26 protein-coding genes are annotated in these 25,213 nt (G+C 73.8%); 5 read left to right on the forward strand and 21 right to left on the reverse strand.

Features of this window, described 5'->3' with window-relative positions:
- Window positions 1-32 precede the first annotated feature (32 nt).
- From CELGI_RS13390 to CELGI_RS13410, 6 genes are read right to left on the reverse strand one after another with little or no spacing between them, the layout of a single operon-like run.
- On the reverse strand, window positions 33-1,850 hold the full coding sequence (locus CELGI_RS13390; protein ID WP_013884671.1) for a sensor histidine kinase: 1,818 nt from the start codon (window positions 1,848-1,850) through the stop codon (window positions 33-35).
- On the reverse strand, window positions 1,847-2,038 hold the full coding sequence (locus CELGI_RS17170) for a hypothetical protein (protein WP_013884672.1): 192 nt from the start codon (window positions 2,036-2,038) through the stop codon (window positions 1,847-1,849). The genes CELGI_RS13390 and CELGI_RS17170 overlap by 4 nt, the downstream gene beginning before the upstream one ends.
- Window positions 2,035-3,528, reverse strand: coding sequence for a glycosyltransferase (locus tag CELGI_RS13395; RefSeq protein ID WP_013884673.1), 1,494 nt, complete (start codon window positions 3,526-3,528; stop codon window positions 2,035-2,037). Before CELGI_RS13395 ends, CELGI_RS17170 begins: the two co-directional genes overlap by 4 nt.
- Window positions 3,525-4,301 carry a PHP domain-containing protein gene (locus CELGI_RS13400; protein ID WP_013884674.1) on the reverse strand — a complete coding sequence of 259 codons (777 nt, stop codon included), beginning with the start codon at window positions 4,299-4,301 and terminating at the stop codon, window positions 3,525-3,527. Before CELGI_RS13400 ends, CELGI_RS13395 begins: the two co-directional genes overlap by 4 nt.
- Window positions 4,298-5,275, reverse strand: a complete 978-nt coding sequence (locus CELGI_RS13405) for an ATP-grasp domain-containing protein (RefSeq protein ID WP_013884675.1) — start codon at window positions 5,273-5,275, stop codon at window positions 4,298-4,300. Before CELGI_RS13405 ends, CELGI_RS13400 begins: the two co-directional genes overlap by 4 nt.
- Window positions 5,276-5,313: 38 nt before the next feature.
- Window positions 5,314-6,387, reverse strand: a complete 1,074-nt coding sequence (locus CELGI_RS13410) for a response regulator (RefSeq protein WP_013884676.1) — start codon at window positions 6,385-6,387, stop codon at window positions 5,314-5,316.
- Window positions 6,388-6,579: 192 nt separating this feature from the next.
- On the opposite strand from CELGI_RS13410, the gene CELGI_RS13415 reads away from it, so the two are divergent.
- Together CELGI_RS13415 and CELGI_RS13420 are read left to right on the forward strand one after the other, a co-directional pair.
- On the forward strand, window positions 6,580-7,755 hold the full coding sequence (locus tag CELGI_RS13415; RefSeq protein WP_013884677.1) for an LLM class flavin-dependent oxidoreductase: 1,176 nt from the start codon (window positions 6,580-6,582) through the stop codon (window positions 7,753-7,755).
- Window positions 7,756-7,781: 26 nt separating this feature from the next.
- Window positions 7,782-8,402, forward strand: coding sequence for a CE1759 family FMN reductase (locus tag CELGI_RS13420; RefSeq protein WP_013884678.1), 621 nt, complete (start codon window positions 7,782-7,784; stop codon window positions 8,400-8,402).
- 51 nt (window positions 8,403-8,453) lie between these two features.
- Here the strand turns inward: CELGI_RS13420 and CELGI_RS13425 are convergent, their stop codons facing one another.
- From CELGI_RS13425 to CELGI_RS13440, 4 genes are all read right to left on the reverse strand, one after another.
- Window positions 8,454-9,215 carry an FAD:protein FMN transferase gene (locus CELGI_RS13425; protein WP_013884679.1) on the reverse strand — a complete coding sequence of 254 codons (762 nt, stop codon included), beginning with the start codon at window positions 9,213-9,215 and terminating at the stop codon, window positions 8,454-8,456.
- Window positions 9,212-9,811, reverse strand: a complete 600-nt coding sequence (locus CELGI_RS13430) for an FMN-binding protein (RefSeq protein ID WP_013884680.1) — start codon at window positions 9,809-9,811, stop codon at window positions 9,212-9,214. Before CELGI_RS13430 ends, CELGI_RS13425 begins: the two co-directional genes overlap by 4 nt.
- Before the next feature lie 2 nt (window positions 9,812-9,813).
- Complete coding sequence (locus tag CELGI_RS13435) at window positions 9,814-11,238, reverse strand: ferredoxin reductase family protein (RefSeq protein ID WP_013884681.1); 1,425 nt, start codon at window positions 11,236-11,238, stop codon at window positions 9,814-9,816.
- A 76-nt stretch (window positions 11,239-11,314) separates the two neighbouring features.
- The gene (locus CELGI_RS13440; RefSeq protein ID WP_013884682.1) at window positions 11,315-12,877 is read right to left on the reverse strand and encodes a PQQ-binding-like beta-propeller repeat protein; all 1,563 of its coding nucleotides are present in this window, start codon (window positions 12,875-12,877) and stop codon (window positions 11,315-11,317) included.
- 105 nt (window positions 12,878-12,982) lie between these two features.
- Between CELGI_RS13440 and CELGI_RS13445 the strand changes: the two genes are divergently transcribed.
- Window positions 12,983-13,387, forward strand: coding sequence for a VOC family protein (locus CELGI_RS13445; RefSeq protein WP_013884683.1), 405 nt, complete (start codon window positions 12,983-12,985; stop codon window positions 13,385-13,387).
- A gap of 3 nt (window positions 13,388-13,390) precedes the next feature.
- Here the strand turns inward: CELGI_RS13445 and CELGI_RS13450 are convergent, their stop codons facing one another.
- A complete protein-coding gene (locus tag CELGI_RS13450; protein WP_013884684.1) occupies window positions 13,391-13,903 on the reverse strand; it encodes an NUDIX hydrolase in 513 nt (170 codons plus the stop codon).
- A 250-nt stretch (window positions 13,904-14,153) separates the two neighbouring features.
- On the opposite strand from CELGI_RS13450, the gene cbhB reads away from it, so the two are divergent.
- Window positions 14,154-17,144, forward strand: a complete 2,991-nt coding sequence (cbhB, locus tag CELGI_RS13455) for an exoglucanase CbhB (RefSeq protein WP_013884685.1) — start codon at window positions 14,154-14,156, stop codon at window positions 17,142-17,144.
- Between the two features lie 95 nt (window positions 17,145-17,239).
- Here the strand turns inward: cbhB and CELGI_RS13460 are convergent, their stop codons facing one another.
- The 4 genes from CELGI_RS13460 to CELGI_RS13475 form a co-directional block, all read right to left on the reverse strand.
- A complete protein-coding gene (locus CELGI_RS13460; protein WP_013884686.1) occupies window positions 17,240-17,695 on the reverse strand; it encodes a DUF2510 domain-containing protein in 456 nt (151 codons plus the stop codon).
- Between the two features lie 63 nt (window positions 17,696-17,758).
- Window positions 17,759-18,730: an NAD(P)-dependent alcohol dehydrogenase gene (locus tag CELGI_RS13465; protein WP_013884687.1), complete on the reverse strand. Its 972-nt coding sequence runs from the start codon at window positions 18,728-18,730 to the stop codon at window positions 17,759-17,761.
- Entirely contained in the window at window positions 18,727-18,987 is a 261-nt protein-coding gene (locus tag CELGI_RS13470) for a hypothetical protein (protein ID WP_013884688.1), read from the reverse strand. Before CELGI_RS13470 ends, CELGI_RS13465 begins: the two co-directional genes overlap by 4 nt.
- Window positions 18,987-19,313 carry an ArsR/SmtB family transcription factor gene (locus tag CELGI_RS13475; protein ID WP_013884689.1) on the reverse strand — a complete coding sequence of 109 codons (327 nt, stop codon included), beginning with the start codon at window positions 19,311-19,313 and terminating at the stop codon, window positions 18,987-18,989. Before CELGI_RS13475 ends, CELGI_RS13470 begins: the two co-directional genes overlap by 1 nt.
- Window positions 19,314-19,469: 156 nt before the next feature.
- Between CELGI_RS13475 and CELGI_RS13480 the strand changes: the two genes are divergently transcribed.
- A complete protein-coding gene (locus CELGI_RS13480) occupies window positions 19,470-20,333 on the forward strand; it encodes a M15 family metallopeptidase (protein ID WP_013884690.1) in 864 nt (287 codons plus the stop codon).
- Window positions 20,334-20,403: 70 nt separating this feature from the next.
- On the opposite strand, the gene CELGI_RS17405 is transcribed toward CELGI_RS13480, so the two are convergent.
- The 6 genes from CELGI_RS17405 to CELGI_RS13510 form a co-directional block, all read right to left on the reverse strand.
- Window positions 20,404-21,138, reverse strand: coding sequence for a hypothetical protein (locus CELGI_RS17405; protein ID WP_013884691.1), 735 nt, complete (start codon window positions 21,136-21,138; stop codon window positions 20,404-20,406).
- Between the two features lie 138 nt (window positions 21,139-21,276).
- Window positions 21,277-21,540, reverse strand: a complete 264-nt coding sequence (locus tag CELGI_RS13490) for a GlsB/YeaQ/YmgE family stress response membrane protein (RefSeq protein WP_013884692.1) — start codon at window positions 21,538-21,540, stop codon at window positions 21,277-21,279.
- A gap of 97 nt (window positions 21,541-21,637) precedes the next feature.
- Window positions 21,638-22,249, reverse strand: a complete 612-nt coding sequence (locus CELGI_RS13495; protein WP_013884693.1) for a class I SAM-dependent methyltransferase — start codon at window positions 22,247-22,249, stop codon at window positions 21,638-21,640.
- 19 nt (window positions 22,250-22,268) lie between these two features.
- Window positions 22,269-22,871, reverse strand: a complete 603-nt coding sequence (locus tag CELGI_RS13500; protein WP_013884694.1) for a hypothetical protein — start codon at window positions 22,869-22,871, stop codon at window positions 22,269-22,271.
- Window positions 22,872-22,912: 41 nt separating this feature from the next.
- Complete coding sequence (locus CELGI_RS13505) at window positions 22,913-23,392, reverse strand: hypothetical protein (protein ID WP_013884695.1); 480 nt, start codon at window positions 23,390-23,392, stop codon at window positions 22,913-22,915.
- 149 nt (window positions 23,393-23,541) lie between these two features.
- Complete coding sequence (locus CELGI_RS13510) at window positions 23,542-25,059, reverse strand: non-reducing end alpha-L-arabinofuranosidase family hydrolase (RefSeq protein ID WP_013884696.1); 1,518 nt, start codon at window positions 25,057-25,059, stop codon at window positions 23,542-23,544.
- Window positions 25,060-25,213: the final 154 nt, after the last annotated feature.

Below are 25,213 nucleotides of genomic sequence, written 5' to 3' on the forward strand. Positions count from 1 at the left end.
TCCCTGAGCCCGCCCGCCGAGCCGGCCCGCGGTCAGGCGTGCTGGGACGGATCGTCCGGTGGGCGCGGCGGGAGCACCACGGTGAACGTCGTGCCCTCGCCGAGCGTGCTGCTCACGCCGAGCGTGCCGCCGTGCGCGTCGATCACGGCCTTGGCGATGGACAGGCCCAGACCCACACCGGGGACCGCGGCGCGCCGCGCGTTGCTGCTGCGGAAGAAGCGGTCGGCGAGCTGCTCGAGCTCGTCGGGCGGGATGCCCATCCCGGTGTCCGCGACCTCGAGGCGCGCGCCGCCACCCTCGTCGGGGCCCACGGTGACCGTCACGCGGCCGCGCGCGGGCGTGAACTTGAGCGCGTTGGTCACCAGGTTGTCCACCACCTGCCCCAGGCGCAGCGCGTCGCCGTGCAGCGGGGCCGGCGTGCCCTCCACCGTGAGCGTGACGCGCGACGCCTCCGCGACGGGCAGCACCGACAGGACCGAGGAGCGGACCACCTCCTCGAGGTCGACCTGTTCGGGGACGATCGAGAACCGGCCGGCCTCCACCTGCACGGTCAGCAGCAGGTCGCTCACCAGGCGCAGCTGGCGGCGCGCGTTGCGCTCGACCACGGCCAGGTCCGCGCGCTGGTCTGCGGTGAGCGGGTCGGGGCCGTCCTGCAGCAGCTCCAGGTAGCCGAGCATCGCGGTCAGCGGTGTGCGCAGCTCGTGGCTGACCAGCCCCACGAACGCGTCCTTGAGCGCGGCGGCCTCGCGCTCGGCGGTCACGTCGGTGGCGACCACGACGTAGCCGCCGTCGGCGTCGCCGGTCGCATGGCGCCGGGTCACCGCGAGCCGGACGGTCTTGGCGGTGCCGTCCTTGGCGACGTACGTCCAGTCCCGGACCGCGCCGTGCGCGCGGCTGGGGGCGACGACGGCCTCGAGCAGCCGACGGTCGCGCTGCTCGCCCTCACCGCGCACGGGGTGGTCGAACAGCTCGGCGTACCGCTCCGCGAGCTCGTCGGGGTCGTGGAACTGGGTGAGCCGGACGCGCCCGACCACCGAGCCCTGCGCGTAGCCCAGGAGCCGCTCGGCGCCCGCGTTGAAGACCTGCACCATGCCGTCGGCGTCGGTCGCGATGATGGCCTGCTCGGTCGCGGCGTCGATCACCGAGACCAGCTGCGCGTACGCCGCGTCGCGGCCCGCGGCCTCGCGCGCGATGAGCTCGGCGTCCGCGCGGACCAGGTCCAGCAGGCGCTGCTGCTCGACCTGGAGCCGGTTGAGCGCGGCGTTGCGGACCCGCAGCCGCTCGGTGGTCTCGTGCGCGACGACCGCCACGCAGCACGCCACCCCGGCGACGACGACGGCCCGCGCCACGACGAGCCGGCCGAGCCCGCCGTGCTCGAAGAGCGAGGGCGTGAAGACCACCAGCATCGCGCCCAGGGTCGCCAGCACGATGCCGCGGCGACCGGGCTGCGCCGCGAGCGTGATGACCGGCACGAACAGCAGCGCGGCGAACAGCGAGCCCTGCCCGCCGGTGCCCGCGCGCAGCAGCGCGACGCACACGAGCGACCCGACGGGCAGCAGGTCGCCCGCCCAGGCGGGCAACGAGCGCCACGGGAGCACGAGCGCGAGCAGCGTCACGGCGATCGCGAGGCTCGCCGACGCCACGACCAGCCCGGGCCGCGTCACGGTGTCCGGCAGCGCGCGCAGGACCACCATGGCCGCGAGGTACACCAGCACGAACGGCAGCTGCCGCTCCACCACGCCCGCCTCGGGCCCGGTGTAGCGCGAGATCATCCGCAGCAGTCGCGCGGTGGGTCGGCTGTCGCGGGCCCCGCGGCCCGCGATCGAGATGCCCTCGTACCGCTCGGTCATCGCAGCGCCGCCAGCACGACGAGCACGGCCGCGGTCGCGAGGACCGCGACGAGTGCCGCCACGAGCACCACGCGGCGCTCGTGGCGGGCGTCGGTCCGGATCTCACGCTGCAGCGCTCGTCCGTGCTCCGTGACCGCCTCGTCGTGCGGCCCGCGTGCGCCCACCGGGGGTCTCGTCGGCTCCGTCATCCCACGACCCGTCCCGTCTTGACCGTCTTGTCCCAGGTGGTCGCGGCACCGCGCCACTGCTTGACGTATGCGTCGAGCGTGATGGCGCACAGCAGCGGCCCGAACCCGATGAGGTACAGCAGCGGGACGGACAGGACGCGCAGCACCGGGACGCCCTCGACCGTGCGCACCAGGCGCGCCGCGAGCATCGCCAGCAGGGGCCAGGCGTACAGCACCAGCTGCCACACGTCCCGGCCCGTCGCAGTCATCCGCAGCCCGAACAGCGCCGGGATGCGGTCCTCCCACAGCCCGGGGAACCACGCGGCCGTCATCACCACGAGCGCCAGCAGACCCGGGAACGTCAGGCCCTGGAACCACGTGCGCCGCGCGGTCTCGCGGTCCAGCAGCAGCGTGGTCACGGTGACGAACACGTACGCCGCGACCGCGACCCACCACAGCGCCTGGAACGCCGTCAGCGCGGTGGTCTGCGCGACGAACCACAGCCCCACGAGCCCGACGGCCGCGGCGCTCATGGCCACGGGGAGCAGGTACACGGAGAACCACACGAAGCCGAACGTGAGCGACCCGAGCCGCTGCCCGCCGCGCCGCAGCGGCCACGGCCGGCGGAACCACACGTCCGAGAACGTCCGCGTGATCTGCACGTTCCCGCGCGCCCAGCGCACGCGCTGCTTCCACAGCGCGCGCACCGAGTCGGGCTCCTCGGCCAGCACGACGGCCGCGGGCTCGAAGACCACACGCCGCCCGTCGAGCTGCGTGAGGAACGTGGAGTACGTGTCCTCGGCGAGCGTGCTCGTGTCGATGCGCCCGCCGATCGCCTCGAGGTTGGCCCGCGAGTGCAGCTGCGCACCGCCCGCGAGGCACGCCATCGCGCCCATGACGTTCTGCGCACGGCGCGCCGCGGCCTGCGCGGTCACGTACTCGTACCCCACGAACCGTGCGACGCTCCCGGGCCGCCCGCTGCCCTCGCGGATGAACGCCGTCACGGCACCCACCTCGTCGTCGGCCAGGTGCCGGGTCATGCGGCGCAGCGAGTCGGGGCGGTAGATCACGTCGGCGTCCATGATGAGCAGCGCCTGCATCCAGTCGTCCGCGAGCGCGTGCGCGATGCCGTGGTTGAGCGTGTGCGCCTTGCCCTGGCCGCCCTGCTCGCGGCGCAGGTGCACGATCCGGCCGGGATGCTCGGCGGCCTTCGCCAGCACCACGTCCGGGGTGTCGTCGGTGGACGCGTCGTCGACGACGAGCACGCGCAACCGGTCCGGCGGGTACTCCAGGTGCATGAGGCGCTCGAGCGACGGTGCGAGCACCGCTCCCTCGTTCCACGCGGGCACGATGACCACCACGCGGGGCAGGTACGGCGCAGAGCGGTCCAGGTGGTTGCGCCACGCGTGCACGGGCACCAGGAGGTACTGGAACAACCCCGCGAGCACGGGCACCGCGCCGAGCAGCACCAGCACGACGAGCGTCACGACGAGCAACTCGTGCCACGTCACGGCTGCGTCCCCGGTGCGGCCTCGTCGTCCGGCACCCCGCGCAGCCACCGGTACCGGCCGACGTCGGCGCTGTCGTGCGCGTCGCTCGAGGCGACCAGCCGCACGCCGCGCGCGTGCCACCGGGCGACGGCGCGCGGGCCCGGGCAGCGCCACTTCTCGTTGACCTCGACGGGTGACCCCGTCGCGAGCGCGGCGTCGGCGAGCGCGTCCAGGAGCTCGTCGGTGACGTCGTCGTCGGACAGGCCGATCTTGGGCAGCAGCGAGAACGGGTGGGCCACCTGCCCGCGTCCGACGCGGTGCAGGGCCGCGACCGTCGCGGTGACCAGCATCTCCACGACGTCGGCCGCCGCGAGCCCCTCGGCCATGCGGCGGCGCGTCTCGCGCGGTGACCACGGGCCGTCGGGCCCGGGCAGCTGGTGGTCGGCGAGCAGCACGCGGCCCACGCCGCCGGCGCCGCCGAGCCCCGCGAGCACCTCGGGCGGCGCGTCCACGTGGCCCGCGGTGTCGAGGATCTTGGCCTCGACGCCGGTCAGCACGCGCACGTCGTCGTGCTGCGGGAGCGCCGCGAGCGCCGCGACGAGCTCGGGCACGTACGTGGTGCTCACGCGCACGTGGTCGACCATGCGGACCACGGTGAGCCCCGCCGCCCGGGCGGCCGCGAGGTTCTGCGCGGGGGTGTGCACCGCGTCGTCGGAGAACGACGAGTGCACGTGGTGGTCGCCGCGCAGGTCCACGACCGGTGCGGCCGACGGCCCGCTCGCCGCGTCGGTCACGGTGCGGGCAGCACGTCGTCGACCGGCAGGAACACGTCCTCGAGGTAGCGGACGTTGGCGATCTCGGTGAACTCCACGCGCTCGGGCACGGGCCGGCCCAGCACCGCGTCGAGCACGATCGACGGCATGTCCACGCCGGCGGCGATCGTCAGCGGCATCGCACCCGGGAAGCGCGGGTTGACCTCGAGCAGCCCGGGCCGGCCGTCGGCGGTGCGCTTGAGCTGCACGTTGCCGACCGTGGTCAGCCCGATCGCGGTGGCGACCTCGCTCGCGGCGGCGATCAGACCCTCGTCGTGCAGCGTCACGCCCGCGATCGCGATGCCCGAGTCGACGCGCAGCCGCGCGCGCGGAACCGCCGCGACCACGCGGCCGTCGAGCCCCGCGAGCACGTCCACGGAGTACTCCTGACCGGGCAGGAGCTCCTGGACCAGCAGGTCCTCCTCGTCGTGCACGGCGTCCAGCTCGGCCTGCGACGAGACGATGCGCACCCCGCGCGAACCGGCACCGCGCCGCGGCTTGACGATCACCGGGAAGTCCCAGCCGGAGACGGCCTGCGGCGTGCCCACCAGCTCGGTGCGGGGCACGTGCACGGCGGGCCCGCAGGCCCGTTCGCACACGCGCGCGAGCGCGAGCTTGTCGAGTGCCGCCTCCAGGGTGCGCAGCGCGGGCGACGCGAGGCGCGTCCCGACGTCCGTGAGCCGGTCCCGCGCCGCGGCCAGGCGCGGCAGCTCGACGTCCACCGTCGGGAAGACCACGTCGATCTCGTCGTCCGCGCACATCTGCACCACGCTGTCCATGAAGTGCTCGGCCTTGCCGGGCGGGACCAGGCGGCGGTGCTCGGCGGGTACCAGGTAGATCCCGGCGGCCCACCGGTCCATGTCGGCGGCGAGCACGTCCACGTCGCCGCGTCGCAGCAGCGACCGGATCACCGCGACCCCCGCCGCTCCGCCCGCTCCGGTCACCAGCACGCGCATGCGTCGACTCCTCGGGTCCGTCGTCCGGTTCGGGCCGCTCATCGTGCGTCTCCCCTGGCGTGCTCGTCGGAGCGGTCGGCGGCCGCGGACGTGCCGGGCCCCGCCTGGCTCACCCGCCCCGACGCGCGGATCATCTCGAGCGGCTCGACGTACGTGCCGGTGCCGAACCGCGCCCAGTACCGCGCGGCGGCGCGCACCGCGTCGGGCGCCATGTAGCTGCGGTGCTGCTGCGACGCGTACGCCGCGAGCATCTGCAGCTTGGTCTCGAGGAACCCGTCGACCGTGACGAAGCGCGTGGGCCGGAAGTCGACCGTCGAGGACGGGCTCTGGTAGCACGCGAGCGAGGGCACCTGCCGCGCGGCCACCTGCACGGCCTCGTGCACCGCGCGGTGGTCCTGGTGCCGGTCGTGCGCCGAGTGCGTGTAGACGACCGTGGGCCCCACCTGCGCGACGGTCTCCTCGATCGTGGCGATCAGCCCGTCCGCGGTCGCCAGCCGGGTGTCGTCGAAGTCGTGCAGGAACAGGCGCGCCCCGACGACGCCCGCGGCCGCGAGCGCCTCGACCCGCCGCACGTCGGAGTCGCCACCCACCGCGCCGCCCGAGAGCGTCAGCACGACGATCGCGGCACCCGCCGCCCGGTGCGACGCGAGCGTCGCGCCCACGCCGATCTCGACGTCGTCGGGGTGCGCGCCGACGGCGAGCACCACCTCGGGCGTCGCGGCCACGCGCCGGGCGCGCCCCCGTTCGGCCGCGGCCGTCACGCGTTCGACGAGCGTCGCGGCGGACAGCGGCTTGACCAGGAAGTCGTCGGCCTCGCGGTGCAGCGCGTCGACCGCGTAGTCGACGCTCGCGAACGCGGTCATGACGATCACCGGCAGCCCGGGCGCGCGCGTGCGCAGCTCGCCGAGCAGCTGGAGCCCGGTCATGCCCGGCATCTGGATGTCCGTGACGACGACGTCGAACGTCTCGCGGTCGGCGTGCTCGAGCGCCGTCATGGGCTCAGGGGCGACCGTGACGGCCATGCCGCCGCGGCGTTCGAGCACGGTCCGCACGAAGAGTGCGGTGTCCGCGTCGTCCTCGACGACGAGCACCTTGACCTGGTCGTCGACCATGCACCGCCTCCCTCGCCCCGCAATGCCACCACCTGGAGCGCGGGCAGGCAAACGTTGCGCCGCGCTCTGCCTGGTGGATCGACCGCGGACGGGCGTGGAATAGGAGTCGGGCACCGCGGGTTGAGGCGGCAAGTACATGCAAACGCATGGATCTGGCGCAGGTCAGACGCAGCGAGGAACGAGGCGATCACGATGCAGTTCGGCATCTTCTCCGTCGGTGACGTGACGACCGACCCGACCACGGGCCGCACGCCGGACGACACCGAGCGCGTGCGCGCGATGCTCACGATCGCCCGGCACGCCGACGAGGCGGGCCTCGACGTGTTCGCGACCGGTGAGCACCACAACCCGCCGTTCGTGCCCTCGTCGCCCACGACGATGCTCGGCTACCTCGCCGGCGTGACGAAGCAGATCACGCTGTCCACCGCGACGACGCTCATCACGACCAACGACCCGGTGCGGCTGGCCGAGGAGTACGCGATGCTCCAGGTCATCTCCGACGGCCGGATGGACCTCATGATGGGCCGCGGCAACACCGGCCCGGTCTATCCCTGGTTCGGCCAGGACATCCGCCAGGGCCTGCCGCTCGCCGTGGAGAACTACGCGCTGCTGCGGCGCCTGTGGACCGAGGAGGTCGTCGACTGGTCGGGCAAGTTCCGCACCCCGCTGCAGGGCTTCACGTCCACGCCGCGTCCGCTGGACGGCGTCCCGCCGTTCGTGTGGCACGGCTCGATCCGCACGCCCGAGATCGCCGAGCAGGCCGCGTTCTACGGTGACGGCTTCCTGCACAACGCGATCTTCTGGCCCATGGAGCACACCGCGCAGATGGTGAACTTCTACCGCCGCCGCTACGAGCACCACGGGCACGGCGCGGCCGACCAGGCCATCGTCGGGCTGGGCGGTCAGGTGTTCATGCGCAAGGACTCGCAGAAGGCGTGGGACGAGTTCCGGCCGTACTTCGACAACGCGCCCGTCTACGGCCACGGGCCGTCGATGGAGGACTTCACGCGCGAGACGCCGCTGACCGTCGGATCGCCGCAGCAGGTCATCGACCGGTACGGCGCGTTCTGGGAGCAGGTGGGGCACTACCAGCGCCAGCTGTTCCTCATGGACCACGCCGGGCTGCCCCTCAAGACCGTGCTCGAGCAGATCGACCTGCTGGCCGAGGAGGTCGTGCCCGTGCTGCGCCGCGAGGCCGAGGCGCGGCGTCCCGCGCACGTGCCCGCCGGCCCGCCCACCCACGCCGAGCGCGTCGCCGCGGCCCGCGCCGCCGGGCAGGTGCACACGCAGCAGGTGGGCGCGGCCGACCACTGGACCGGGAGGACCGCCGAGGACGACCTCGCCGCTGCGGACGCGGTGACACGATGAGCACGGGCTTCGGCACAGGAGGACTCATGACGCAGGACCGCTCGCTCGTCGTCGTCTCGGCCGGCATCAGCCAGCCGTCCTCGACGCGCCTGCTCGCCGACCGCCTCGCGGCGGCCACGGTCGAGGAGCTCGCGGCGCGCGGCCAGACCGCGACCGTCACGACGATCGAGCTGCGCGACCTCGCGCACGAGGTGGTCAACATGACGCTCACGGGCTTCGCATCGGGTCCGCTGGCCGACGCGCTCGCGAAGATCGGCGCGGCCGACGGGCTCGTCGCGGTCACGCCCGTGTACACGGCGTCCTACGCCGGGCTGTTCAAGTCGTTCGTGGACGTGCTCGACAAGGACGCGCTGGCCGGCATGCCCGTGCTGCTCGGCGCGACCGGGGGCACCGGACGGCACTCGCTGGTGCTCGAGTACGCGCTGCGTCCCCTGTTCGGGTACCTGCACGCGGGCGTCGTCGGGACGGGCGTGTTCGCCGCGACCGACGACTGGGCCGACGGCGCGGGCGACGACGTGAAGCCCCTGCCGGAGCGGATCCGCCGGGCGGCACGCGAGCTGGCCGAGACGGTGGCCGACCGGGAGCCCGCCAGGCCCGCGGGCCTGTTCGACGCGGTGCCGAGCTTCGGCAGCCTCCTCGAGCCCTGACCTCCATCTGACGGCCCTGCCCGCCGCCGTGCGCGCGGGCCGTCGGCGCGCTCAGCCCCACGTGCGCGGCGGGCCGTCCGCCGGCACGACGACGCCGCTGGTGCCGCCCGGACCCGTGCCACCGCGGATCGCCACGGCGCTGGCCCACACGTCCGCCCAGGTCAGCGACGGTCCGACGACGGTCGCGGACAGCACGCCGTTCGCGGCGGGCTCACGCGTGGCGGGATCGATCAGGTGCCGACCGCGGGCCGCGGTGCCCGACGTCGCGACCGCCCCGGAGTGCACGCGGACCGTCGCGACGACCCCGCCGCGCTCGCGCGGGTCCTCGACCGCGACGAGCCAGCCCGGTCCGGCCGGGTCGGCGCGCACGGCCAGGTCGCCGCCCGCGTCGATCGCCACGTCACCCGGCACGTCGTCGAGCAGCGTGAGCGCACGCTCGACCGCCCAGCCCTTGACCACACCCGTGGGGTCGTAGCCCGCCGGGCTCCAGCGCCACGCGTCGACCGCGCCGTCGGTGGCCACCAGCGCGCTCAGGCACAGCCGGTGCACCTCGAGCACCTCGGGGGCGCAGTCCGCGAGCGCGAGCTCGCCGCGCTGGTAGCGACTGATCTGCGAGTCCGGGCGGTACGGGCTGAACGTGCGGTCCACGTCGCGCAGCTGGGCGTACACCGCGCCCACCGCACGCGCGGTGCTGCGGTCGTGCGCGTGCTCGCCGCGCACGTGCACGCTCACCGGCATCCCCATCACCTGCTCGACCCAGGCCCGGCGGGCCGCGGCGGGTCCGGCGGTACGCACCGGCACCTGCACGCTCATGCGCCGAAAGCCTGGTCGATCGCGTCCTGCAGCGACGCGAGGTAGCCCTGGCTGGTGACGGTGGCCCCCGAGACCATGTCGATCTGCGCGCTCTGCGCCGCGATCACCTCGCTGTTGAGCTGCGGCACCGCATAGGCGTTGATGGCCTGGTCACGGGGGTTGTCGTCCGGGTACTGCACCGCCTGCGCGGAGCTGATGGAGCCCTGCTCCACCGTGATCTCCACCTGCACCGGGCCCCAGCGGGTCTGCGCGACGCCACCGGTGTACGTGCCGTCCGCGGCGGTGCCCGACGAGCCCGTGCCCGACGAGCCCGTGTCGGTCCGACCCGTGGACGTCCCGGTGTCCGACGAGCCCGTGTCCGACGAGCCGGTGTCGGAGCCGGACGCCCCGGGGTCGCTCGCGGTGTCGTCGGAGTCGTCGTCGCCCGAGGCGGCGGGCTCGTCGGACGTGCCGCCCGACGAGGCCGCGGACGACGTGCCGCCCGAGGTGTCGGCGGGTGCGGCCTCGGCTACCGCGCGGTTGGTGCTCGTGGGGTAGGCGAGCAGCAGCACCAGGCCGCTCACGGTGCTCAGGGTCCACCAGGTGATGCGCTTCATGGTCACTCCCAGTCGTAACGCTCGACGTGGATCGCGTCGGGCGGGAGCCCGAGCGCGCGCAGGTCAGCCAGCACGGCGTCGGTCCACGGACCGGGTCCGCACACCACCACGTCGTGCTCGCGGATGGCGGGCGAGAGCATCGCCAGGGCGGTGGGGCCGGGGATCCCGGCGTGCGCGGCCGGCAGCCACGCGGTGCCGGCCGCACCCCGCGCGCCGGGCAGCGGGACGTAGACCAGGCCGTGCCGCACCCGGTCGGTGAGCTCGTCGCCCAGCGGCCCGGGTTGGGCCGCGTGCGTGCGGTGCACCAGCACGTCACCGGGGCGGCGCCGTCCGTCCAGCAGCGACAGCGCCGGCGCGACGCCCGTGCCCGCGGTCAGCGCGGTCACGCCGGGCCGGGTCAACGCCTGGGGCGTCAGGCGGCCGTAGGGGCCCTCGAACAGCACACGCGTGCCCGGGCGCATCGCGGCCAGCCGGGCGCCGTCGTCACCGCGCACCCCGACGGTGACCCGCAGGAACTGGTCGTTCGGGGCCGCGGACAACGAGAGCGGGTGGGCCCGCGTCCAGCCCGGGCCGGTGAGGAAGCGCAGCACCAGGAACTGACCGGGGGCGATGCGCAGCGCGCCCAGCCGACGGCCCGTGAGCCACACGTGGATCGTGTCGTCGACGTCCGGGACCACCGCGACCACGCGCAGCGCGTGCCGCACCGACGCGCGCCACGGCAGGACCAGCCGGAACAGGACCACCGCGCCCAGCGCGGCGCCGTACAGCGTCCACCAGTACGCGCGAGCCCACGGGCTCGAGACGAAGTCGGTCCCCGTCCACAGCTGGTGCGGCAGCGCGAGCCCAGCGCCCAGGTACGCGTACAGGTGCAGCAGGTGCCACGACTCGTACCGCAGCCGGCGCCGCGCCGCGCGCAGCGAGGTGGCCACGACCATCACCAGCAGGACCGTCCCGGCGAGCGCGAGCAGCATGCCGGGGTACGTGAGCACCATGTCCACGAACTGCGCGACCAGGCCGGTGCCGCTGCCGAGCGCGTACCCGACCGTGATCGCGACGACGTGCGCGAGCATGAGGTGGAACGACGAGAACCCCACCCAGCGGTGCCACCGGGCCAGGCGGTCCTGACCGAACGCGCGCTCGGCCCACGGGATCCGGGCCATGCCCAGCACCTGGAGCAGCAGCAGGTTCGACGCGACCAGACCCATCAGGCGGCCCACCGCGCTCCACACGTCCGCCGCTGACCCGCCCAGCGCCTGGACGCCGCCGCCCGAGACCCACAGGGCCACGACGACCAGGCAGGTCACCCACGTGAACGAGCCCACGGCGTCCGGCCACCACCGGCGCCGCACGGGTGGTCGCGTGGGCACCGCGTGCGGGCTCAGGAGGGGCGCGCCGGGGTCCGTGGGGTGCGGGGCGGTCGTGGTCATGACCGCGAGTGTTCGCCCGCCGACTGGGACCCCGCTGAGTGCCGCCTGGGCGTCCGCCCTGGATCCGGCCGCCGCGTCAGCGCAGCAGGCTCAGGACCGCCGGGCCGTCGTCGGTCCACGTGGTGGTCCACAGCCCGCGGGCACCGGCGGAGACGTGCTGCGTCCCGGGGGGCAGACGCACCTGCGTGACGTCCTGCCCGGCGAGGTCCACCGCCAGCAGCCGCGCGTCCTCGTCGCCCGTCGCGTCGGTGAGCGTCATGTACAGCCGGCGGCCGTCGGTGGTCAGGCTCGGGTAGAAGTCCTCGGAGATCGTGTCCAGCAGCGCGCGGCGCCACTGCTCGGTGCCGTGCCGCGCGTCGATCGACACGGCGTCCGTACCGTCCAGCACGTACACCGAGCCCCCGAGCAGGATCGCCTCGGTCGGCTCGACGCCGCGCAGGTGCCACAGCTGGTCACCCCGGGCGTCCCACGCGCGCAGCCCGTCGTCGAGCGTCAGGAGGGCCACGTCGGACGAGCCGTCGTCGACCGGCGTGATCACGCCGCCGCCGCGGCCTGACGTCACCACGGCGCCGTCGCGCACCAGCACGGTCGTGCCCTCGCCACCGAGCATCGCGGTGTGCGCGTCGGACCAGACGTACATCTGCGCGCCCTCCGGCAGGTCCATCACCTCACCGCTCGCGTCCAGCGCCACCATGCCGGACCCGTACGTCGAGCCGACGAGGAGCAGCCCACCGCCGACCGAGACGTTCGCGACGTCCTCGAACGCCGCGTCGGTCGGCATGTCGCCGTCGACCGGGACGGGGACCGTGACGGTGGTGGACCACCGCCGTTCGCCCGTCTGCACGTCGTAGGCGATCAGCCGCACGCGCGGCCCCGATCCCGACCGGGTGCCGAGCGACAGCGACGTCACGACGACGTCGCCGAGCAGATGCACGCCGTCGGCCGGCTCCGCGTCGAACCGCCGCGCCTGCCCGCTTCCCACGTCGATCACGACGACCTGCCCGACCGTGCCCTCGCGCAGCGTCGTGAGGCCGTCGTCGCCCCACCCCCGGACGCGGTCGGTGACCAGGCAGACGAGCGGACCGCCCGCCTCGACCTCGTCGACCAGGCACGGCTGCGACTGCCAGAGTCGCTCGTCGACCCGTTCGGGGACCGGCGAGTCCAGCGTGACGGCCCACGACTCCCGCCCCGTGAGCACGTCGACGCCGTACGCGTGCGACGAGCCGTCGTCGGCGACGTGCCGCCCCACCGCGAACGTCCCGGCCGCGCCGTCCGCACCGGGCACCACCGCCATCCAGTCCCCGTCGCTCGTGATCTCGCCCGCGACCGTCAGCCGGTCGCCGATCGGCGCGAGCACGCCCGGCACCTTGCCCCACCGGGCCTCCTGCGCGCGCTGCCGCGCGTCGATCACCGCCTGCGCGACGACGAGCCCCAGCACCAGCACCAGCGCTCCGGCCAGCACCGCGAGCAGACCGCGGCGCGGCCGACGGGTCCGCACGCCGGGGGTGTCGCCGTGGTCGTCCTCGGCAGGCCCGGTCGGGTCGTCGTCGCGCCGGACGCCGGACGCGGCGCCCCCGGGCAGCACGACGTCGTCGTCGTCGCCCTCGACCACCTCGACGCGCTGCATGCCTGCGGCCATGGCCGGACGCTACACGCGCGACCCGGACGCGCGGGCGGGGTACCGGCCGCGCGAGCACGCGGGACAGGATGGACGCGACCGACGACCGACCCTGGAGGGCGCCCCGTGTCCGTGCTCCTGAACCCGTACCTCGCCTTCGGCGGCGACGCGCGCGCCGCGCTCGAGTTCTACCAGTCGGTGTTCGGCGGCGACCTGGTGGTCTCCACGTTCGCCGAGTCCGGCATGCCCGACGGCGGCGACGGCGTCATGCACGGCCAGCTCACCGTGCCGGGCGTGCTCACGCTCATGGCGTCGGACGCGTTCGCGGCGGGCGAGGCGCCCACGGGCTCGTCGATCAGCATCTCGCTGTCCGGCGACGACGCCGAGACGCTGCGCGCCTGGTGGGACGGGCTGGTCCAGGGCGGCACCGTCGACGAGCCGCTGGTCACCGCGCCGTGGGGCGACACGTTCGGGATGCTCACCGACCGGTTCGGCACCCGGTGGATGGTCAACATCTCCGCGGGCGCCTGAGGCTCACGCGGGAGGCGCCGCCAGGGCGAGCACGCGGTCCAGCAGCGCCTCCTGCGCCGCGACGACGAGGCCGCGCGCCTGGTCCACCGGCACCCACGCGACCCGGTCGACCTCGGGCACCTCGAGCGTCCGGCCGGAGCGCGGCGGCCACGCGATCGTCGCGGTGTTGCCCGTCACCAGCGCGCTGACCACCGGGTCCGCGGGACCGGCGGGCAGGCCGGCCAGGTCCACGTCGGCGGCGCGCGCCCACGCGAGCACCACCTTGCCGCCCGACTGCCGAACCTGGCCCAGCGGCTCGTCGGGCGCGTCGGCACCGGGCGGCGCGAAGCCGAGCTCCTCGGTGAACTCGCGCACCGCGGCGACGTGCGGGTCCTCGCCCGGCTCGACGACCCCCTTGGGCACCGTCCACGCACGCTCGCGCCGGCCCCACAGCGGTCCGCCCATGTGCGCGAGCAAGACCTGCCGTCCGCCCGCCGCCGTCCGGTGGAGCAGCAGTCCCGCGCTCGTCGTGGCCATGCATCCGTCCTACCCGTGTGGTCGCGCTCCCACGTGAAACGTTTCGGATGGTGGACGTCGTCGTCGCGGGTGGCGATGGTGGGCCCGTCCCCTCCCCGTCATCGGACCCCGGCACCGTCGCCGGGACCGCCGCGGCCAGGGACTCGTGCACCTCCGTCATCGCACCCCGCGGACTGCCCCGCGCGGTGCGGCGGGCCGTCCCCCCTCGTCGTCGAGGGTGGGCCGCCCACCAGCCAGAAAGGTACGGACGATGTCCTCAACGACCCGACGACGCACCGCCTGGGTGGCCCTGGCCACCCTGAGCGTGTCGTCATTCCTGGCGGCCGCGGGCTCCCCCGCGACCGCCGCGCCCGCGGGGGGCGGCCTGCCCACCACGGTGACCGTCCCGGCCGCCTCCCCCGTGCGCGCCGCGGTGGACGGCGAGTACGCGCAGCGCTTCCTCGCGCAGTACGACAAGATCAAGGACCCGGCCAACGGGTACTTCTCGCCGCAGGGCATCCCGTACCACTCCGTCGAGACCCTCATCGTCGAGGCGCCCGACTACGGCCACGAGACCACGTCCGAGGCGTACTCGTACTGGATCTGGCTCGAGGCGCTGTACGGGCAGGTGACGCAGGACTGGGCACCGCTCAACCACGCCTGGGACACCATGGAGAAGAACATGATCCCGGCGTCGGTGGACCAGCCGACGAACTCGTTCTACAACCCCAACTCGCCGGCGACGTACGCCTCCGAGTACAACCACCCGAGCCAGTACCCGAGCCAGCTGAGCAGCGGCACGTCGGTGGGCAAGGACCCGATCGCCAACGAGCTCAAGGCCACGTACGGCACGTCGGACATCTACCAGATGCACTGGCTCGCGGACGTGGACAACGTCTACGGCTTCGGCGTCACGCCCGGACCGGGCTGCGAGATGGGCCCGTCGGCCACCGGCACGTCCTTCATCAACACGTTCCAGCGCGGCCCGCAGGAGTCCGTCTGGGAGACCGTCCCGCAGCCCAGCTGCGAGGAGTTCAAGTACGGCGGCAAGAACGGCTTCCTCGACCTGTTCACGGGTGACGCCTCCTACGCCAAGCAGTGGAAGTACACCTCGGCCTCCGACGCCGACGCGCGTGCGGTCGAGGCGATCTACTGGGCCAACAAGTGGGCCACCGAGCAGGGCAAGCAGGCCGACGTCGCGGCCGTCGTGGCGAAGGCCGCGAAGATGGGCGACTACCTGCGCTACACGCTGTTCGACAAGTACTTCAAGACGATCGGCTGCACCTCGCCGAGCTGCCCCGCGGGCTCCAACCGTGACAGCGCGCACTACCTGCTGTCCTGGTACATGGCCTGGGGTGGCGCCACGGACGCGAACGCCGGCTGGGCGTGGCGCATCGGCTCGTCGCAGGCGCACTTCGGCTACCAGAACCCGCTCGCGGCGTACGCGCTGTCGACCGACCCGGCCCTGACGCCCAAGTCCGCGACGGCCAAGGACGACTGGACCAAGTCGCTGCAGCGCCAGCTCGAGTTCTACACGTGGCTGCAGGCGTCCAACGGCGGCATCGCCGGTGGCGCGACCAACAGCTGGAACGGCGCGTACGCCACGCCCCCGGCCGGCACGCCCACGTTCTACGGCATGGGCTACACCGAGGCGCCCGTGTACGCCGACCCGCCGTCGAACCGCTGGTTCGGCATGCAGGCCTGGGGCGTGCAGCGCGTCGCCGAGCTGTACTACGCGTCGGGCAACGCGCAGGCCAAGAAGATCCTCGACAAGTGGGTCCCCTGGGTCATCGCGAACATCTCCACGGACGGCGCGAGCTGGAAGGTGCCGAGCGAGCTCAAGTGGACCGGTAAGCCGGACACCTGGAACGCCGCGAGCCCCACGGGCAACCCGGGCCTCACGGTCGAGGTGACCAGCTACGGGCAGGACGTCGGCGTGGCCGGCGACACCGCGCGTGCGCTGCTCTTCTACGCCGCCAAGTCCGGCAACACGGCCGCGCGCGACACCGCCAAGGCGCTGCTGGACGCCATGTGGGCCAACAACCAGGACGCCCTGGGGGTGGCCACCGCCGAGACCCGCGGCGACTACCTGCGGTTCGACGACACCTACGTCCCCGGTGGCGACGGCGTGTACATCCCGGCCGGCTGGTCGGGCACCATGCCCAACGGTGACGCGATCAAGCCGGGCGTCTCCTTCCTCGACATGCGCTCGTTCTACAAGAACGACCCCGCATGGTCGAAGGTCGAGAACGCGCTGGCCACCGGCAAGGCGCCCACGTTCACCTACCACCGCTTCTGGGCGCAGACCGCGATCGCCGCGGCCCTGGCGGACTACGACCGCCTGTTCGGTGAGGACACCCCCACCGAGCCCGACACGCAGGCACCGACGGCCCCGACGGGCCTGACCGCCGGCACCGTCACCAGCACGTCGGCGCAGATCTCCTGGACCGCCTCGACCGACGACGTCGCCGTGACCGGCTACGACGTCTACCGCGGCACGACGAAGGTCGGCTCCGCCACCGGCACCACCTTCACCGACACGGGTCTGACCGCCGACACGACGTACTCGTACACCGTGCGGGCCAAGGACGCCGCCGGCAACGTGTCCCCGGCCTCCGCGGCACTGTCCGTGAAGACCACCACGGGCACGGTCGTCGACACCGTCGCACCCAGCGTGCCCACCGGTCTGACCGCGGGCACCGTCACCGAGACGAGCGTCGCGCTGTCCTGGACCGCGTCCACCGACAACGTCGGCGGCTCGGGCATGGCGGGCTACGACGTCTACCGCGGCACGACGAAGGTCGGCTCGGTCACCGGGACCACGTACACGGACACGGGCCTGACCGCCGCGACCGCGTACTCCTACACCGTCCGGGCCAAGGACGTCGCGGGCAACGTGTCCGCCGCCTCCGCCGCCCTGTCGGTCACGACCAAGTCCACGACGACCGGCGGGTCCTGCAAGGTCGTCTACAACGCCTCGAGCTGGAACTCCGGCTTCACCGCGTCGGTCAAGGTCACCAACACCGGCACCACCGCCCTGTCCGGCTGGGCCCTGAAGTTCGACCTCACGGCCGGACAGCAGGTCACGCAGGGCTGGAGCGCCACCTGGGCCCAGTCCGGCGCCACGGTCACCGCGACCAACGCGCCCTGGAACGGCACCCTGGCCCCCGGCCAGAGCGTCGACATCGGCTTCAACGGCTCGCACAACGGCCAGAACCCGAACCCGACGGCCTTCACCCTGAACGGCGCCACGTGCAGCTGACGCACTGACGCCCGCACGACGGAGCGCCCCGGGGACCTCGGTCCTCGGGGCGCTCCGTCGTTGTGCGGCGTCCACGGAAGAGCGCTCGACGGTTCTCAGGGGTTCGACGAGCCACCGGGCGGCGTCGAGCCGCCGCGTTCGAGGATGCGGCAGAAGTGGGCGTTGACGAACAGGGCGGCCGCCCCGACGAGCAGGACCAGCGCGAAGAAGGCCATGAACACCGCACGCCACGCCTCGCGCGCCCCGAGCGCGAAGGCCACGGGGGGCAGCGCCATCACGACGAAGACCGCACCGAACACCGTCGAGAGTGCGCTGCCGCCACCGCCGCCCCAGGCGACGCCGGCCCACCTGATCCGCTCGTGCCGGACCGACACCCGGGGGTGCGCACCGGGCTGGACGGCGGGGCGCAGGTGCTCGGTCCAGTGCCGGCCGTCCCACCACCGCTCGAGTCCAGGCTGGTCGGCCGGGTACCACCCGGCCGGTGGCTGCGGAGGCGGCGCGGACCGCCCGGCGGACGGTGCCGAGTCTGGATCGACGGTCGGCCCGGTCATGTGGGACACCGTATCGGCGGCTACGGAGCGGTTGGTCCGGTTCGCGGCCTCGTGGGCCCGCCGTCACCCGTCCAGCGTCACGACCACCTTGCCGCGCACGGCACCCGCCTCGAGCAGCGCGAACGCCTCCACGGCGCGTGCGAACGGCAGCACGGTCCCGACGAGTGGGCGCACCCGCCCGGCGGCCACGTCGGCCAGGAGCGCCGCCACGTCGTCGGGGCCGACCCTGGCGGCCAACGGACGCAACCGCGGCGCGACGATGGGGTTGGTCACCACCGCGGCGAGCAGCCGGCCCATCGGGCCGATGACGCGCCCACCCCGCCCGGAGGTGAGCACCACCGCACCGCCCGGGCGCACCGCGCGCCGCAGCTCGCCGAGCGACCGCCCGCCTCCGACGTCCACGACCGCGTCGAACCCGGCGGCGGTCAGCGGCGCACCACGCTCGAGGGGCTCGGCCCCCGCGGCCCGGACGACGTCCGCCTTGGCCGCGCTGCACTCCCCCACCACGTCGGCGCCCACCGCACGCGCGAGCTGTACGACAAACCCGCCCACACCGCCCGAGGCGCCCGTGACCAGCACGCGCGAGCCGGGGCCGACGCTCGCGGCACGGAGCGCCTGGCGCGCGGTGGCGCCCGCGAGCGGGACCGTCGCGGCGTCCACCAGGGTCACGTCGTCGGGGATGCGGGCCAGTGCGTCGGCCGGTGCGACCACCTCACGCGCGAGCGAGCCGGGCACCTCGCCCGCGACCCGGTCCCCAGCGGACCACGCGGTGACGCCCGGCCCGACGGCGACGACGGTCCCGGCCAGGTCGCGGCCGCGCACGGGCCGGCGCGGGCGTCGCAGGCCGAAGCCGGCGCGCACCAGCAACGGCTCGCCGTGGGTCAGCAGCACGTCGGCCGCGTTGAGCGAGACCGCGGCGGAGCGCACCAGCACCTGACCCGCGCCCGGCTCGTCGCGCGGCACGTCGGCGTGCCGCAGCACGTCCCGCACCGGGCCGTACGCGGTGGCGACCAGCGCCTCGACTGTGGCGCTCATTCCACGCTCCGCAGGATTCGCTCGATCCCGGCCAGCCGCGTCTGCAGGTCCGCCAGGTCTGCGGCGGCGCGCTTCTGGGCCTCGATCGTCGCTGCGGACAGCTCGTCGTACCGCGCGAGCAGGCGCTTGACCTCCTCCGAGCGCGCCTCGTCGAGGTCGAGCTTGCGGGACTCGTTGCGCGTGGCGACGACGGCGATGCCGACCATCAGCGCGACGACGAGCACTCCGAGCAGCAGGATCACCGTGGGCCAGTCCATCAGTCGTCCTCCGGGGCAGCGTGGGCGGGTGGGGTCAGGGTCGCGGCCGCGTCGACGACGAGGTCCGGGGTCAGGTGCAGGTCCAGCGGGGCGAGCTCGAAGTACTTCATGGCCTTGCCGTCCGACGACAGCTCGAGGCTCCCCACGACGAGGCCCGCGGCCTCGAGCTTCTGCAGGTGCAGGTGCAGCAGCGGGCGGCTCACGCCGATCTCACGGGCCAGGTGGCTGACGTAGTCGCGGCCACCGGCGAGCCGCGCGACGATCCGCAGGCGCACCGGGTGCGCGAGCGCCGCCAGCGTCTCGACCAGCCGGTCCCCGTCGGTCATCCACCCACCTGTCAGTATTTGCTTACAGGTGGAAGGTAGTGCTGATCCCGCGCATCGCGCAAGACCGTGTATCTGGTCCAGCACCGCGGGTCACATTCCCCGTGGGGGCACAGCCATCCGCCGCGCCACGTGCGACGGGTCGGGACGGGAGACCTCATGGCGACGCTCAACGGCTGGGACGACGCCTCCGCCGCGCAGGTGGACCGCCTCTTCCTGGCCGACGACGAGAACGGCTGCGAGGTGCTGCGTGGCGACGTGGCCGCGGCGTTCACGTGGTTGGTGGAGCAGATCCACACGCGCGTCGAACGCGTCACGGTGCTCAACGGCTGGCGGTCACGCGCGTTCAACACGTCCGTCGGCGGGCACCCGGGCTCCAACCACATCTCCGCCACCGCGATCGACGTCAACGGGGGCCGCCACCCGTACGAGGCCCACCAGCGCGGCCAGCCCTACTCGTCGGGCTTCACCGCGGCGCAGACCGCGGAGGTCCGGCGGATCCTTGCCGAGGCCGACGGGCTGTTCACCTGGGGCCTCGACTTCCCCGTGGGCCTGCGGGACGCCATGCACTTCGAGATCACGACCGGCCGCCGGGCCTCGGCCGTCCGGGCGTTCGTCACCACGGGCACGTCGAGCACACGTCAGGAGGACGACATGGGCGAGCTGGACCCCAAGCAGCGGATCCCCGTCACAGGAGAGGCCGCCACGGTGCTGGGCCTCAAGGAGCAGTCGCTGGGCGGCATGCTCGGGTACGCGTCCGCGGGCTTCCGGCAGAGCCGTCGGGACGCGGCCCGCATCCTCGCGGGGCAGCGCGCGATCCTCGTCGCGCTGGGACAGGCGGTCGACGAGCGGGCGATCGCCGCGCAGGTGGTCGCGACGCTGCGGGACGACCTGACCGAGGTGCTGCTCGCCGAGATCCGCACGCGCAAGGTCGGCGTGACGCGCAAGGCGGCCGAGACCATCGCGGCCGCGACCGTCGCGCAGCTGACCGAGCGGTTCGCGGTCGAGCCGGACGGAGACTGACCGGCCGCTCGCGGCCGTGGCGCGACCGACCGTGGCGCGACCGGCCGACCGGGCGCGCCACGGAGCGACCTCAGGCCGCCGACTCGATCCGGTCCACGGCGGTCGAGGCGAGCTCGCCGATCGCCGCCGGGTCGAGACCGAGCGCCGCGAGCGTCACGTGCTGGTCACCCACGGCCACGAACACGAAGTGCAGGGTCAGCCCCTGCGTGGACGCGGCCACGCCCACCGCGCCGTCACCGACCTGGGGCACGTCGAACGTCTCGAGCGCCATCTCGAGCACGGCGCCGTCGGCCGCGGTCTCCCGGACCGTCGGGCACGCGCTGATGACGCCCTCGATTCCCGCGAGCTCGGCGACGTCGGTGTCCGCGATCGTCTCGATGCGCTGCGCGACCACCTGGGGCGCGCTCTCGGCGGCCAGCTGCACCACGCCCGTGGCCGTGGGCTCGTCGTCGGCCATCCCCTCCATGGCCTCCATGAGGGCGCTGCACTCGGGGGGCTCGACCGTGCGATCGTCGTCGTCCGTGTCGTCGCCCAGCAGGTCCATGCCGGAGACGGTGTCGACGATCCAGCCGTCACCGAGGTCGTCGGCGGTCAGCAGCGCCGCGTCGACCTGCTCCTGCGTCAGCGACAGCACCTCAGGCTCGGGCGTGGGGCTGGGCGTCGGCTCCGCGCTGGGCGACGCCGCCGCGGGGGCGGTCGTCGCCGCGGCGTCCGGCGCCGGGTCGTCGCCACCTCCGCAGGCGGCGAGCGCGGCCGTCATCGAGAGCAGCAGGAGCGGCGCGAGTGCGCGGCGGGTGACGGACATCGGAGTTCCCCCTGGGAGACGGCTGAACCAACGCCGTGAGCATCCCAGCGCACGTGCCGCGGGGTGGGCCGGATTCACCCTCCCGGCCCACCCCGCGGTGGATGCATACGCGTGTACGCGGCCCTCCTGGGCCCTACGTCACCGCCTGCCGCGCGAGCCCGCGGCGATCGCGACCCCGACGGCCGCGAACGCGACCTGCAGCAGCAGCTCGATCCAGTCGATGCCGTCGGTGTCCTTGACGCCGAGCAGGCTGGCGACCCACGTGCCGAGCAGCGCCGCGATGATCCCGATCACGATGGTCAGCAGGATCGAGATGTTCTGCCTGCCGCGCACCACCAAGCGCCCGAGCACGCCGACGATGGCGCCGATGATGATGGCCGTGATGATCCCCGTGACAGTCATGAGAACCCCTCCTGGTGGATTTGCCCTGCCTGGGAACCGTAGGGCCGTTCCGTTCGTTCCGCGCGGCGAGCGCGCATCCGGGACCTGCCCGGACGCGTCAGCCGGCCCGCCGGGCGGCCACCTGCTCGACCAGCCGATGGCGTGACGCGACGGTCTCGACCGCCTCGAGCCCGGCGTCCGCCAACCGCACCAGCGGTCGGCGCCGGTGGTGCTCCCCGTGCCGCCGCCCCAGCACGTCCAAGCCGCGCTGGACCACGCGCCAGCCGGCCGCCGAGGACTCCACGTGGTCGGCGATCAGCACCCGGCCGTCCGGCCGCACCACGCGCGCGAGCTCACGCAGCACCACGACCTCGTCCGACACGCAGCACAGCGCGAACGTGCAGATCACCGAGTCGAACGACGCGTCCGGCCACGGCAGCCGCGCCGCATCCGCCTGGACGGCCCGCACGGCCACGCCCGCCTCGTCGGCCCGACGTCGCGCCAGCGCGAGCATCGCCGCGCTGCCGTCCGTCAGCGTGACCGCGGCGGCCGACGCCGCGTAGTGCGGCAGGTTCGCCCCCGTGCCCGCCGCGACCTCCAGCACCTCGCCCCGCACCCGCTGCGCGACCCACACCCGCGCCGGGGTCATGAGCCGCGGCTCGAGCCAGCGGGTCGCGCGGTCGTAGCCCGCCGCCTGCGCGTCCCAGTACGCGCCGTGCTCCTCCGCCATGCCGCGACCTCCCGGGCCGTCACCGCGCGATCGTCGTGCGCACCGCCGTGACCGACGGCGCACCGGGCACCGATGAGAAGCCGAACCCCACGGGCGGCACCCGCTCCTGCAGCATGCCGCAGTCCACGCCGCGCCACGTCACGCGCGCGTCGACGATCGCGTGCTGGTCCGTCGCGCCGTACCACTCGGTCCGCCCGCCACCCGCGGACCCGCGCGTGCGCACGCCCGGCAGCACCACGCGCGCCACCGGGTCCACCGCGGTGGCGAACCACCGCGAACGCGCCACCGCCCCCGGCACCAGCCCCAGCGCATGCCCAATGGCCGTGCGCGCCCCGATCGTCAGGTCCACCGTCAGCGGTCCCGCGCGCACCGTCCACGTGCGCGCCCGCTCGTCGGGCGTGCACCGCGTGGGCACGACGAGCACGTCGTCGAACGTGTACGTCGCCGCGACCTCGTCGGCGATCTCCCGTGTCGGGGCCAGCAACGTACGGCGACCCGCCGCGTCCTGCGTCATGACGTCGACGAACGGCGGCCACGGCGAGCGCAACCACCGGCCGACGACGATGCGCCGACCGTCGGCGGTCGCCAGCCCCGCGATGTGGCCCTGGTAGCGGTCGATCACCCGCCCATGGTGCGGGCTCGTCGCGCGCCGCGCGCGGCGGGTCAGGACGGGTCGAGCGTGACCGTCCAGATCTCGGAGCCGTCCGGGTTCAGGTACGTGTACGCCACGCGCGGGGAGGCGATGCCCTCGCGCTCCATCTCGGGGAAGATCTGCGCGTCCGCCGTCTCCTGCAGCGTCGGGACGTACTCCTCCAGCCCCTTGGCGGCCGCCTTCACGTCCGCCTCCTCGGCGAACGTGTAGACGTACTCCATGGTGCTGGGCGGCACCGCGCGCACCTCGAGGTCGGAGTACGTGTCCGAGCCGTCCAGCATCGACTCGACCAGCGGCTGCACCTTGCCGACGTACACCTCGAGCGCCTCGGCGGAGTCGTCGGTGGGCTCCTCGCCAGCAGGCGTGCTCGCCTCCGCGGCGGGCGTGGTGGCCGCGGCCTGCGTGCCCTTCGACGGCTCCGGCGAGTCGGACGAGCAGCCCACGAGTCCGGCGGCGAGGGCGAGGGTCACGAGTGCAAGGGTCGGCTTCACGCACGGAGCATAAGCGGCCCCGCGCCCGCTTTGTCGCGTGCGCCCAGGACCAAGCCGGCGTGCGGCTGACCCGACGGGCAACGCGACGCTGCGGGCCGCCCCCGGTGGGAGCGGCCCGCAGCGTCGTGCTTCGTCGGTGCGCCGACCGGCTACCGCTGCAGGGTGAGCAGGCCCGGCCGGTACGGCAGAAGGCCGTAGTCGCCACCCGAGCTCGGGCTGCGGCCCTGGTACAGCAGCTGCAGGTTGCAGGGGTCCACCGTCATGGTCTGGTCCGCGTTGGTGCGCAGCAGCTCACCGTGGCTGATGTCGTTGGTCCACGTCGCGCCGCTGTTGGCCTTGCCGGCGAACGGGTTGGACTCGCTCGCCGCCTGCGGGGTCCAGGACCCGTTCAGGCTGCTGGCCGTGAAGGAGCGGAAGTACCGGCCCTGCGAGCCGATCGCCTCGACGATCATCAGGTAGCGGCTCTGGCCCTGGAGCTTGTAGACCTGCACGGCCTCGAACAGGTTGTTGGTCGTGTCGCTCATGACCACGGTCGACGCCGAGCCGAAGCTGCCCGGGAAGTTCCCGATCGGCATGCTGGCCCGGTAGATCTTGCCGTTGTCCCCGGCGAAGAACAGGTACATGTTCTGGTCGTCACCGATCACGGCCTGGTCGATCGGGCCCGTGCCGGAGCCGGAGATGCTGCCCGAGAACAGCGTCTGCGGCGAGGACCAGCCGTTGACGTTCGACGGGTTCGTCGACGTCCGGTAGGAGAACGCCGGGCCGCCCCACTGGTAGGCCAGCACCCAGACGTTCTTGGGCGCGAAGTAGAACAGCGACGGGGCGACCGCGCTGAACGGCATCGGGTTCTGGCTCGCGGACGCCATCTGCGAGTAGCTCGAGAACAGGCCGAAGTTCATCGAGCCCCACGAGCTGCCGAAGTCGTGCGTCGTGGCGTAGACGAGCTGCTTGCCCTGGTACGGCGCAACGGTGAAGTCCTTCAGCGACGCCCAGCCCGAGCGCGGGTTCGCGAGCGAGCTCGTCGAGGACCAGCGGTACGACGACGGCAGCTGGCACGTGCCGGGGTTCGGGTTCTGCGTGGGCGTGGGTGTCGGCTGGTTGCCCCCGCCCACGCGCACCAGCTGCCACTGCTGGTTGTTCCCGCCCCAGTTCGCGTACTGGACGATGTTGGCGCCGTCGGCGGTGGACGCGCCCTGGACCTCGACGGCCTTGCCGGAGTGCCGGCTGATCAGCGACACGTAGCCGTTGGAGGTGTCCTGGAGCCGGAACTGCTGGTTGTTCTGGTTGTAGTCGGTGTACTGCGTGATCGCGGCGCCGTCCGCGGTGGACCAGTTGGTGACGTCGAGCACCTTGCCCGACAGGCGCGACTTGATCCGGTAGTAGCCGTTGCCGGAGTCGACGAACTGCCACTGCTGCTGCAGGCCGTCATTGCGGGTCCACTGCGTGATGCGGGCGCCGTCGGCCATGGAGAGGTTGTAGACGTCGAGCGCCTTGCCGCTCCCGCGGCCGATCAGGACGTACGAGGCGTTCGGGTCGACCGTCGCGGCGGACGCCGCGGGTGCGACGACGAGCGCGACGACGCCCGCCGAGACTGCGGTGGCTGCCGCGACGAGCGCAGCCGCCCAGCGGCGACGATGCCGTCGGGGTGCGAGTGGTGCTTGTCTCATGGAGCTCTCCTTCGAGCCGGGTCAGCGCGGGCCAGACGATCGAGGCCGGCTGACGGGCGGCGTCTCGACGTCGGTGCGGGACAGGTCGCGGCCCCGGAGCGCCGCGATGTGAGCCTTCACATTCGCACCGAGCGTGCGCTCGCCCGAAGGGGTC

Origin of the sequence: Cellulomonas gilvus ATCC 13127, from assembly GCF_000218545.1 — a bacterium.
Lineage (GTDB): Bacteria > Actinomycetota > Actinomycetes > Actinomycetales > Cellulomonadaceae > Cellulomonas > Cellulomonas gilvus.

Excerpts from the sequence above, each read along its gene's own strand:
- CELGI_RS13390 (WP_013884671.1), bottom strand. The coding sequence starts at position 1,850 with ATGACCGAGCGGTACGAGGGCATCTCGATCGCGGGCCGCGGGGCCCGC.
- CELGI_RS17170 (WP_013884672.1), bottom strand. The coding sequence starts at position 2,038 with ATGACGGAGCCGACGAGACCCCCGGTGGGCGCACGCGGGCCGCACGAC.
- CELGI_RS13405 (WP_013884675.1), bottom strand. The coding sequence starts at position 5,275 with ATGCGCGTGCTGGTGACCGGAGCGGGCGGAGCGGCGGGGGTCGCGGTG.
- CELGI_RS13410 (WP_013884676.1), bottom strand. The coding sequence starts at position 6,387 with ATGGTCGACGACCAGGTCAAGGTGCTCGTCGTCGAGGACGACGCGGAC.
- CELGI_RS13415 (WP_013884677.1), top strand. The coding sequence starts at position 6,580 with ATGCAGTTCGGCATCTTCTCCGTCGGTGACGTGACGACCGACCCGACC.
- CELGI_RS13420 (WP_013884678.1), top strand. The coding sequence starts at position 7,782 with ATGACGCAGGACCGCTCGCTCGTCGTCGTCTCGGCCGGCATCAGCCAG.
- CELGI_RS13425 (WP_013884679.1), bottom strand. The coding sequence starts at position 9,215 with ATGAGCGTGCAGGTGCCGGTGCGTACCGCCGGACCCGCCGCGGCCCGC.
- CELGI_RS13430 (WP_013884680.1), bottom strand. The coding sequence starts at position 9,811 with ATGAAGCGCATCACCTGGTGGACCCTGAGCACCGTGAGCGGCCTGGTG.
- CELGI_RS13435 (WP_013884681.1), bottom strand. The coding sequence starts at position 11,238 with ATGACCACGACCGCCCCGCACCCCACGGACCCCGGCGCGCCCCTCCTG.
- CELGI_RS13440 (WP_013884682.1), bottom strand. The coding sequence starts at position 12,877 with ATGGCCGCAGGCATGCAGCGCGTCGAGGTGGTCGAGGGCGACGACGAC.
- CELGI_RS13450 (WP_013884684.1), bottom strand. The coding sequence starts at position 13,903 with ATGGCCACGACGAGCGCGGGACTGCTGCTCCACCGGACGGCGGCGGGC.
- cbhB (WP_013884685.1), top strand. The coding sequence starts at position 14,154 with ATGTCCTCAACGACCCGACGACGCACCGCCTGGGTGGCCCTGGCCACC.
- CELGI_RS13460 (WP_013884686.1), bottom strand. The coding sequence starts at position 17,695 with ATGACCGGGCCGACCGTCGATCCAGACTCGGCACCGTCCGCCGGGCGG.
- CELGI_RS13465 (WP_013884687.1), bottom strand. The coding sequence starts at position 18,730 with ATGAGCGCCACAGTCGAGGCGCTGGTCGCCACCGCGTACGGCCCGGTG.
- CELGI_RS13470 (WP_013884688.1), bottom strand. The coding sequence starts at position 18,987 with ATGGACTGGCCCACGGTGATCCTGCTGCTCGGAGTGCTCGTCGTCGCG.
- CELGI_RS13475 (WP_013884689.1), bottom strand. The coding sequence starts at position 19,313 with ATGACCGACGGGGACCGGCTGGTCGAGACGCTGGCGGCGCTCGCGCAC.
- CELGI_RS13480 (WP_013884690.1), top strand. The coding sequence starts at position 19,470 with ATGGCGACGCTCAACGGCTGGGACGACGCCTCCGCCGCGCAGGTGGAC.
- CELGI_RS17405 (WP_013884691.1), bottom strand. The coding sequence starts at position 21,138 with ATGTCCGTCACCCGCCGCGCACTCGCGCCGCTCCTGCTGCTCTCGATG.
- CELGI_RS13490 (WP_013884692.1), bottom strand. The coding sequence starts at position 21,540 with ATGACTGTCACGGGGATCATCACGGCCATCATCATCGGCGCCATCGTC.
- CELGI_RS13495 (WP_013884693.1), bottom strand. The coding sequence starts at position 22,249 with ATGGCGGAGGAGCACGGCGCGTACTGGGACGCGCAGGCGGCGGGCTAC.
- CELGI_RS13510 (WP_013884696.1), bottom strand. The coding sequence starts at position 25,059 with ATGAGACAAGCACCACTCGCACCCCGACGGCATCGTCGCCGCTGGGCG.